General features: G+C 61.8%; 4 protein-coding genes. 3 read left to right on the top strand and 1 reads right to left on the bottom strand.

The window, feature by feature from the left end; genetic code table 11:
* Nucleotides 1-284: 284 nt before the first annotated feature.
* A complete protein-coding gene (locus tag BVE01S_RS13205; RefSeq protein ID WP_066628428.1) occupies nt 285-1,385 on the bottom strand; it encodes a GTP pyrophosphokinase in 1,101 nt (366 codons plus the stop codon).
* 212 nt (nt 1,386-1,597) lie between these two features.
* Here BVE01S_RS13205 and BVE01S_RS13200 point away from each other — a divergent pair, with 212 nt between their 5' ends.
* From BVE01S_RS13200 to BVE01S_RS13190, 3 genes are all read left to right on the top strand, one after another.
* Nucleotides 1,598-3,649, top strand: coding sequence for an ATP-dependent nuclease (locus tag BVE01S_RS13200; RefSeq protein WP_066628425.1), 2,052 nt, complete (start codon nt 1,598-1,600; stop codon nt 3,647-3,649).
* A complete protein-coding gene (locus BVE01S_RS13195) occupies nt 3,646-5,568 on the top strand; it encodes a UvrD-helicase domain-containing protein (protein ID WP_066628422.1) in 1,923 nt (640 codons plus the stop codon). Before BVE01S_RS13200 ends, BVE01S_RS13195 begins: the two co-directional genes overlap by 4 nt.
* 302 nt (nt 5,569-5,870) lie before the next feature.
* Nucleotides 5,871-10,385 (top strand): NACHT domain-containing protein, encoded by a 4,515-nt coding sequence (locus BVE01S_RS13190; protein ID WP_157076463.1) that lies wholly within the window; start codon nt 5,871-5,873, stop codon nt 10,383-10,385.
* Nucleotides 10,386-10,393 lie beyond the last annotated feature (8 nt).

Genomic DNA, 10,393 nt, shown 5'->3' with positions numbered 1-10,393 from the left:
TCACGTCACGTGAACACGACATTGCTCGTGTGAACCAAAGCTACGCTCTCGGGTGCGCTACCTACGTCTCAATCCGAGCCGCTGGAGACCTTCGGACATTCCTCTCTGCACAAGGGGCGCGGTGTCGAGACCGACGGATGAAGTTGAAAAGTCACAGCCGCCTCCCTCTTGATGCTTAGATCGCACCTCCACAGGAGGATGTCATGCCGATACCGGCCGCCCAGGTGGGATATATTCACTGATGCTCTACCTGCTCTAGCTGTCTGCTGGTCGAGGCTTTTTGGTCAGCCACCGGCGGCCGCCCCGGTGTCCTGTTCGCGCCGCCAGGTGTCGAAAGTCTCCCGGATGCCTTTCGTCACCATGCCGGAGAACAGGTCGGGGTCGCCTGCGTAGAGGCACAGACGTATCGTCGTATAAGCGTTGAACCCCTTGCTGGCGTCGTCCGCCATCAGAGACGCTCGGTACCTGCGAACAAGTGCAATGTTCTCGCGCAGGTAAAAGTTGAACTTGCCGCGAGTGATGGATGGCTCGTGTAGGATGATCTCCGCGGTGAAGCCGTCCGCCTTGTGAGCTTCGAATTCGAAATCCAGGAAAAAGTGCTGCGCAATCCGCAGGAATTGAAACGTGTTAAGTGTCGCGTGTCGAGGCTCGACGACGGCCGGCAAGGCCGCGCCCTGTGGTGCCGGCATCGCCGCGGCGGCCTCCTCCTGTTCCCCCTCGACGCGCGCTTTTTCGATCTCCGCCAGGGTGGCGTCCCGGACGTGTCGGAACTCCCGGTCGGCAAGCTCGAAGAGCGCTGCAAGGGTGTTGATCCGCCTCTTGAGGGGCGCAGGTATCGACTTCTTATATTTGATCTTGTGATCTAGGGCGCTCCAGGAGTCCTGGATGATCGTGCGGATCTGGAGCTCGAATCTGAACGGCGCGAACAGGCGGTATTCCGGCATGCCCGCGCGAACCGCATCGAGTCTCAGATCAAGGTGTAGACCCTTATATCCAAAAGCGTCCTCGGTGCTTTCGATCTGTGCGATCTTGTCGGTCACGCCGAGGGTCTTGAACTGAGCCCGGATGAGTTCGCCGATCGGCTCGATCTCATCCTCGTAGAGACAGACAAGCCGCAGGCCGATCAGGTCGGTGATGTGGTCCCTGATCTCGTAGGGCGTCTGGGCGTCCTCCAGCTCCGTCTGGTATTTACGTTGAAACTTCTTGATCGACTCTTCGCGATCCTTCACCCGGCCCGTCGCCACGGCGAACCCGTATTCTCCGTCAGCGAGTAGTGAACGGATTAGGGTCAGAAATGACTCGACCGCCCCGTCAAGCGTGTGAGCGTAGTCGTCGTAGAAAACGCGAAAAGCGGCTTTCTCAGCGTCGAAATCCAGCGATGGCATGGCGTGGCGACTTTCCGTCAATCATCCAAACTAGACGCTGATGGTCGTATCCAGACGCTTGGATCTCGAAGTATGTCTTGGCCCACACCGGTCGCCTGAATCGCTAGACTATCGCCTCGCCCTCGACAACCTAGAGTGACTCTCGATTCGTTCAGGTTCTGCAGGGGGGCGAGAAACCGTGCGGCTCTCCGCTTCAAGTCTCGGAAAACAGAATGCATATCGCCAAGCTGAAACTGTGGAACTTCCGAAGCTTCGCATCGACGCAGCCAGACCTGGAAGACCTACTCGGTCCATGCCCGGTCGAGTTCGACCTCGAGGCGGCTACGAACGTTTTCATCGGCCGGAATGGCGCCGGCAAAAGTTCCCTCATCCAGGCTCTCTTGCGACTGTTCGGCGAGACCCGCGACGAGCGCAGCGTGCAGCCTGCTGATTTCTTTGTGCCACCAGGCCAGCGCCTGGAGAGTGCGGCGGAGAGACGTCTGTTCATTGAGGCGACGTTCCACTTCCCGGAACTCGCTGATGCGAGCGTCGACGCCGAAAAGACGGTGCCGCCGACCTTCCGGCATATGATCGTCGACCATGCCGGCGATCCGCCGACTGCGCACGTCCGACTCGAAGCGACCTGGCAAATGGCCGGAACCCTCGACGGAGTCGTCGAAGAAAACCTCTACTGGATTCTCAGTCCGGACCCAGTTGCATTCGGCGACGTGGACCCGCTCCGCAAGAAGAAGGTCTCCGCAAGCGACCGGGGCCAAGTTCTGGTTCGCTACATCCCGGCGTCGCGCGATGTGACCGCTCTGACCCAACTGACCGTTCGGAGCTTGGGCCGAAGTCTGATGAAGGCCGTGAAGTGGGAAAAGAAGGACCAGATCAACGCCTTGATCTCAGAGGCGGCGAAAGAGCTCGACCAAGAGGCCGCGCTGGGTCAGGTCAACGCCGCCATCAACGCATGCTGGTCAAATCTGAATACTGCGGAGACCGGCACGACTGCCTCCCTGTCGGTCCTGGCCCCAGATCTACAGCAGATCGTGAGGGCAGCCACCATGATGCTGACGCCGTCATCCACGGGACGAGTTATGGGTGTGGAAGATCTCAGCGATGGTCAGCGATCGCTCTTCCACTTCGCTTTGGTCAAAGCGCTTCTGGACCTAAAGCTCGACCTCGAGAAGTCGGCTGCAGCAGGTGACGAAATCGCCTTTCAAGCGGAATTCGCTCGCGCGCCTGCCTTGACGGTGTTCGCGTTCGAGGAGCCGGAAAACCACCTAGCGCCTTACTTCTTGTCGCGGCTCCTGACCCAACTGGAAGCGCTGACCGCTACCGGGCGGGTCCAAGGCGTCGTCACTAGCCACGCGCCAGCCATCGTGGGTCGGATCGAGCCGACCGCGATCCGCCACGTCCGACGCATCCAGGCGACTGGTGCGTCGACGATCTCGCGGCTCGTCCTACCTGCAAGCGATACCGAGGCGGCGAAATTCGTGCGCGAGGCGGTGCGCGCACATCCCGAGATTTACTTCGCCCGCCACGCAATCTTCGGCGAAGGCCCCTCCGAGGAGATTGTTATCCCGCGCTTGGCCGAGGCTCTGGGTGTTCCCATCGACCGATCCTTCGTGGCGATCGTCCCAATTGGCGGGCGCCACATCCAGCATTTCTGGCGGCTGGTCGAGCAGTTGGGCATACCGAGCACCACCTTGCTCGACCTCGACCTAGGCCGTAGCAGTGGCGACTTTCAGCAGTTCAAGGCGGCAGCGACGGCCCTGGAGAAGTCTAGCCGCTCACTGACGTCCGTCGAGCAGAACAACGTTGAGACAGCCCTGACGAACTCGCGACCCGACCCATCGCTGGGCGGCGTGATCGATCTCGCGGTGATCAAGACATGGTCCGAGGCTTTCGAGTCCCAAGGCATTTTCATGTCGTCCTTACTCGACCTCGATATGCTGATGCTCCAGGCGTTTCCGACCGCTTATAAAACGCTTCCCCCGGGGGGAACGGGGCCGCGCACGCCCGAAGATCCAACGCGCCAACTCAAAGCCGCGGAGCGCGTGCTTGGCGATGAAGGTCTTGGGCCGGTCGCGTACGCCGGCGTGCCGGAAATGGCGCTGTTCCCTTGGTACGCTTACCTGTTCCTGGGTGACCGAGGAAAACCCGCCGTCCACCTGGCCGCCTTGGGCGAACTCGAAGATCTCGACATTGAGTTTTATTGCCCGCCCGTTCTTCAACGGCTGGTCGCGCACGTTCGCACGTCGCTTGAAGCACCGCTTGCATGATCGAGCGGCGAGACTGGAAGCCGATCGGCGTCGCCGGCCTGGAGAGTGGCGCATTGAACGCCGTGAAGGTCCGCGGCAGCGCTCTGGTCGTCGCTGGGCCTGGGACGGGTAAAACTGAACTGCTCGGGCAAAGGGCAGCCTATCTGTTGCAAACTGGAAGCTCTCAGTTTCCTCGGCGTATCCTCGCCATCAGTTTCAAGCGGGACGCTGCCAGTAATCTGCGGGACCGGGTCGAGCGTCGTTGTGGCCTGGATCTCGCTCGCCGTCTTGACTCGATGACATTCGACGCCTTCGCGAAGCAGATCTTGGATCGGTTCTGGCGAGCCTTGCCCGCCCATCTTTGTTTGAACGGCGCCTATGGCATCGCGCCCTTCGTCGGAAAAGACGCGCTTCTGGACCTTCAGCGCTTCGCCGCCTCCGGATTGTCGTTTGACGGCCATCCAGCACAGTGGGCCAAAGCCTTGATCGGGAAGAATCCGACCGAGAGCGGGATCCATGGCGTGAGTCTCGACGGGTTCAATACGGCTATCCAGGCATTGAGACTGGAGCCGTTGACCATTGCCGACCACGCCCAGTTCCTGCAGCTGGTACAGCTGCGGGCAGCCCTGACCAGTCCCGATCCGCTGCTGGGATTCCCGATGATTGGACGTCTGGCCCAGGCGATCGTCACCACCAATCCGCAAATCCGCAGGGCTCTCTGCGCCACCTACGGACACGTCTTTCTCGACGAGTTTCAGGACACGACGTCGGTTCAGTACGACCTGATCGCGACAATCTTCAAGGACAGCTCTGCCTCGTTAGTGGCGGTCGGGGACGACAAGCAGCGGATCATGGGTTGGGCAGGCGCCAGAGATGACGTCTTCGACGCCTTCTCGGCCGATTTCCTGGGACGTCCCGAGGATCTGGCGCGGGTAGTCCTGTCCCAGAACTTCCGCAGCAACGAGCGGATCGTGAAAATTCTCAACGGGCTCAAACAACGTCTGGCGCCGACCGAACCCGATTTCATCGCGGTCAGGCCGGCACCGGCCATCCCGGACGAAGAAATTTGCGCGATTCTGGTCGCAAGGGACGAGGGGGGTGAAGCGGCCGCTGCCGCCGATCAGGTGGCGAAGGCGATCGCTGCAGGGGTCGACCCACGCCAAGTCGGCCTCTTGGTGCGTCAGAAGGCCGTCGATTGGGAGCGACGCTTGGGGCCAGCTTTCGCGGCTGCAGGCGTGGCCTTCAGGAACGAAGATCGGGATGTCGGCGGCGCGGCCATACAGGATCTCATGACGGAAGCCTATTCCCGCGTCGTGGTCGATTTGCTCGAGCTCCTGACCCGCCGCCATGGCGGTACGCTTTGGACCGTAGCCTTGACGCACCTAGCGACGGTCTCGGGCTCGATCCAGGACGATGACCCCGAAACCGAGCGCACTCAGGCGCTGTCTCTCGCCGCGTTCCACGATGCTAACAGGGTCAAGGGGTTGGCTACCGCGGCGGCCATCGAGAAGAAACTTGAAAAAATCGAAGCCTTCCTGCAGCTTGATCGGCTCAAATCCATTTCGCCCCAGTACGCGTCCGGCGACTTCTTCGACCGAATCCGTAAGGCCACCAAGACCTTCCTACTTGAATGTGCAGCGACCCCGGGTACATGGGTCGAGGTCGCCGAACGGTTCCGCGGCGCAGGTCAGACGCCGCTTCTCACCATCACCAAAAGCAAGGGCCTTGAGTACAGCCTAGTGATCCTGCTGGGGCTGAACGACGATCAATGGTGGAGCTTTTCAAAGAACCCCTCGGAAGGCCGTTCAGTGTTCTTCGTCGCAGCGTCGCGAGCACGCGACCGCTTGATGATGACCCGCTGCGGATATGACCGCAACACCAAGATCGGCGAAATCTTCGAGGCGCTCAAAGAGGCAGGCGTAAAGGAGCAAGCGGTCTAGGTCTGAGCAGAACGGCTGTTACTCCCCGAACGATCAGCGCGCCCGACAAGTCCGTCGCATCCTTGTTGATGTTCAGAGCGTCTTCGTCGGGGTCGAGACGGGCGGAGCGCTTAGTGAGTATATGCGCCAAGAAGCCGTACAGCATCTGCTGGGCGTCCCTTAGAATGATTGAGCAACGCCACGCGTCCGTGGGGGCATTCCTGCGCCGCGGCTTGGTGGCGCGCAACCGGTTCATTTTCACTAGACTGGGTCCGCTGCGACGCCCGATTCTTGGGCGGCGAACCGTCGCTCATTGAGGCCTCATGCCTGTTTCGACCGGACTAGATTTCCAACGCATACGGGCCCACCGAGGCGATCAGAAGCTGGGATTCGAAGAGCTGATGCGCCAAATCTTGGTCGCGAGCCCTCCGAAGGACTGCATTCGCCTGGAGCATAAAGGCCCAGGCGCTGACGGTGGCGTCGAGACCTTGGCGCACCTTCATGGCGGCGTTCAGTGGGGCTACCAGAGCAAGTACTTCCCCACGACATTTGAGGCTGGTCAGATCAGCCAAATCCGTTCCTCGTTCCGGTCGGCTCTCGTGACCTACCCCGACATGATCGGCTACACGGTGGCGATCCCGCGAAATCTGTCTGATGCGGGCAAGCCTGGTGTCAGCACGCAACGCGCCAAATGGGATGCATTCGTCGCGGAGGCCAAGGCGGACGCAGAAGCCGTCGGCCGCGACATTGAGTTCGAGCTTTGGGACGAAACGGGCCTGATCCATTCGTTGTCGACGCCAGGTGCCATTTTCGACGGCATGCGCGCCTACTGGTTCGATGAAGCGGCTCTGACGAAAGCCTGGTTCAAGGACCGCTTTGAAGTCGTGCGCGCCGATCTTGGCGATCGCTACCATTCCGACGAGCACGTCGATGTGACTGCTCAGCGTTCCCTCGAGACCCTCGCGCGTGAGCCGGGCTATATTGCTCTGTTCGCGGAGCACCTCTCGACGTTCGGCCGGCTCAGGTCCGCGTTAGGCAGGTTCGAACCCTTCGTCGAACGCACGGATGGGGCCGATGGCGAACTGGCGGACCTTCGGCGCAAGCTCGATGCCTGTGAACTCGTTGCGTTCGCGCTGCCCTATGCGTCGCCGAGCAGCTTTGATCTCGACCCTCATATCAAAGCCATCGAGGCTGTCCGGGCGCTGCCCGCCTTCACCCGGCTAAAGGACGCCGGTTACCCTCCCGAGGATGAAACGCGGGACGCCAGAGACAGCAGACTTCAAGCCAGTTACGACTTCAGAGAGGCTTTGGAAGACTTCGACGAGGCTCGACGCGCTCTACCGAGCCGAGTGCTCGCGGACCACCGTCTGCTCCTCGTCGGTGAAGCAGGCGCTGGGAAATCCCACTCACTCGCCCATCTGGTGGAGCAACATATCCAGCAGGGCTTCCCGGCCGTCATGCTTCTGGGGCAGATGTTCGCTTCGGGAGATCCTCGCGGACCGATCCTGTCACATCTGAGCCTGCGACTCGACTTCAGCGCCCTCCTCGGCGCCTTGCAGGCTGCGGCGGGCGCGGCCGGCCGCCCCGCCCTCATCGTCATCGACGCCCTGAACGAGAGCCGCGACAAGACGCTGTGGTCGAGTGCCTTGGCCGGACTTGCGGCCGAGATCGGCCAATACAGCCAGCTTGCCCTCATCGTCTCCTGTCGCGACGTCTACGAACAATCCTGCGTCCCGACCGCACTGAAGATTCCGAGGCATGTGCACAAGGGCTTCGAAGGCGACGGTGCCGCCGCCGCGAAAGCCTATCTCGATCGCAATGGCATCGACCGCCCGGGGACGCCGTTCCTCGACGCCGAGTTCACGAACCCGCTGTTTCTGACCACCTGCGTGCGCCGCCTGCGCGCCGAGGGCAAGTCAGCGTTCCCTATGGGCCTGGACGGCATCACCCGGCTGTTCGAATTCTGGCTCGAAGGGGTCGAGCACAGTATCCTTGCCAGCGGCTACTCAAGGATCGGCGCGGGCGACGGCCGCATCCGTCGAGCCCTAGACAAATTCGCCGACCAACTCGCCCTTGAACGTATGGACGCCCTTCCATTTTCGCAGGCAAGGGCGCTCTTCGAGGAAGAGGTCGCGGGCTTCTCGTCGAGCGGACCCGACGATGATCTGGTCCAGCGGCTGATCGCCGAAGGGGTTCTCCGGCGCGTACCGTCCGAAGCCGGAAGCGATGAGGACGTCAGCTTCACGTTCCAGCGCTTCTCCGATTATTTCACTGCGGACGCGCTGCTTCGGCTATTCGATACGCCGTCCAGTCTGGCCGCGGCGCTCAAGCCCGGAGGCGACTTGGAGCATCTGCTTCCGGGGTGGGAGTACGAGGGCATCGTCGAGGCCCTCTGGGTGCAGGCGCCAGAGCAATTGGGCATCGAGCTGGCCGATCTCGAGCCCGGCTTCAGCAAGGCCGTCAAGCTGGGGCTACCCGGGTTCCTGGAGAGTCTTCGCTGGAGGGCTCCAACGGCCGTGACGGCCCGAACCGTGGAGCTGTTCGAGCGGGTGTGGGAACGCCCCGAGGTACGGCGTTCGCCGCTCCTCGAAGTCCTCCTCCAGGTGAGCTCCCAAGCAGGTCATGCGCTCAACGCCGATTATCTGCACAAGCGAATGACGGCGCTGCCGTTGCCGGATCGAGACGCGCTCCTCACCGTAAATCTGCAGATGCACGACGACGGCGGTCCGGTCGACACATTGATCGCCTGGGCCAGCGAGGCCCGTCTCGAACTGGCGGATCGCGAACATGTAAGGCTGGCCGCCACCGCGTTGAGCTGGCTCCTGTCGTCCCCGAAACGGTTCCTCCGGGACCGCGCATCCCGCGCCTTGGCCAGTGTATTCCGTGCCTGGCCGGATTTGGCGTCGGTCCTCATCGCGTCATTCGCCGACGTCGACGATCCCTATGTCCGGGAGCGGGTTCTGGCAGCCGCACACGCCGCCCTGCTGTTCGTGGACCGGGACAATGCTGCACTACCTGCCGCGGCGCTCGCCGCCTGGCATGCGGTTTTCGCGCGCAGTCCCGTCGAGCGCCACGCCTTCATCCGCCACTACGCCCGAGGCATCGTGGAGCTCGCAGCCGCGCACGACCGACTGCCGACTGAAATCGCCCTCGGTTCCGCGCGCCCGCCGTACGCTTCGGCCCCCATAACGCACTGGCCCTCGATCGAAGACATCGCGCGCCTGAAGGAGGACGCCTCCGAAATCGTATCGTCGGTTGTCGGCTATTATCGAGAGGACGAGAAACAGTTCTCCATGCCGGGTGACTTCGGCAACTACACCATGGGGCAACTGGGTTTGGAGTTTACCGCCTCGCTTCAGCGCAACGGGACGCCACAGACTATGGGCGAATGTCGCAAGGCGTTTTGGGACGGCCTGTTGGCGCGCGCCGAACCAGTACAGAGCCTCGCCCGGGCCGCTCTTGATGCGCGACGGGCATATGATGTCGCGGACCATGCCAGAGGTTTCCGGTATTTCGATCTGGATCGTGATTCCAGAGGCGATGAAGAGACCGATGTCGAAGCCCTTGAGGCCGTGTTTCGCGAAGCCGACAATGCGCTGAAGGCCGTATTGCCGGAAGCCGACATGCCGGAAGGCTACCTCTCATACCCGGGACATACCGACAGCAACTTTGTCCCGTTTGGTAAGGGGAAAGCACGGCGTTGGGTGGCCGCCCGCGCTGTCGAACTCGGGTGGAGCAGGGAGAAGCATACCGAGATCGAGCAAGAGCATCTGGGCGGAAGCGGGAGAAGCGAACATGCCGTCGAGCGGATCGGCAAAAAGTACCAGTGGATCGCCTACCATGAGCTGATTGGTTATCTGGCCGACTATCACTGGTTCCTCAGCTCGCGTGAGGAGTCCATGATCTTGGACGATGTGCTCCTGGTCGAGGACCTGGATATCGATCTGTCCTTCGCCGGTCTGGACAGGTCTCTGCTGCCGGTCGGCCTTCCATCATTGGGGCTGCGGCCGACGGATTTCGAGCCTCTGCCTTCTGTTGAGGCGTCCATCGCATGGGCGCAAAGCCTCGACGACCTGCCTGAGGTCCAGAGCGCCGTCGAAGGGCTGGACGACGCCCGTAGGCGTTGGTGGGTCGTGTCGTCTTGGCGGCAGGATGACCACTACATGGACAAGCAGCAGGCAGACGGCCCCATGAGGTCCAGCCAAGCTCAGATCCAGTTGATCGTCATGCGGCGCCCGGATCTCGAAATGCTCTACGATCAAGCCGTAACGGGTCGGACAGATCTCAATGAACTCTCGGAGGACGAGCACGCCAGAGCCAGGCTTTTTGGCGAGTACCGCCCCGAAACCGCCCTTGCTGAGCCTCTACTCAATCAACGCTTCATGGGCTTCGAAGTCGGGCGACTGAGCCACGCGTTCAGCCCGGATCGCGGCGAATACGATCTGGGCGGTGTCAAAGGGGGTAGTTTCGCCGTGGCGCGTGGACCGGTTTTGACGGGCCTCGGCCTGGGTCCCGCAGGCCCTTCGCAGCCGTGGTTCGTCAATGCATCGGGAGAACTGGTTCTCATCGATCAAGACGTTTCTTCGAAGGAGCACCTTCCCGACCTGGTGAACGCTGACCGACTGGAGCCGTGGCTGGCCGCCCAGGGCCTTGTGGTGGCATGGCGATACTGGGGAGAGAAGGACGGCGGCATGGGGTCCGGGGCCGGCTTCTCGAGGCGGGACGGCCCGTTCGCCCGCGAGACCTTTTGTGGGCTCTGGTGGAAGGACGGGGAGACGTGGAAAGGGTCGAACTGGCACGCGACAGGGACAAAGCCCCGATTGGCTGAACGCCTTTAATCGGCTGG

It is taken from the genome of Brevundimonas vesicularis NBRC 12165 (genome assembly GCF_001592205.1).
Lineage (GTDB): Bacteria > Pseudomonadota > Alphaproteobacteria > Caulobacterales > Caulobacteraceae > Brevundimonas > Brevundimonas vesicularis.
This window is presented reverse-complemented; position numbering and strand designations above follow the sequence as displayed.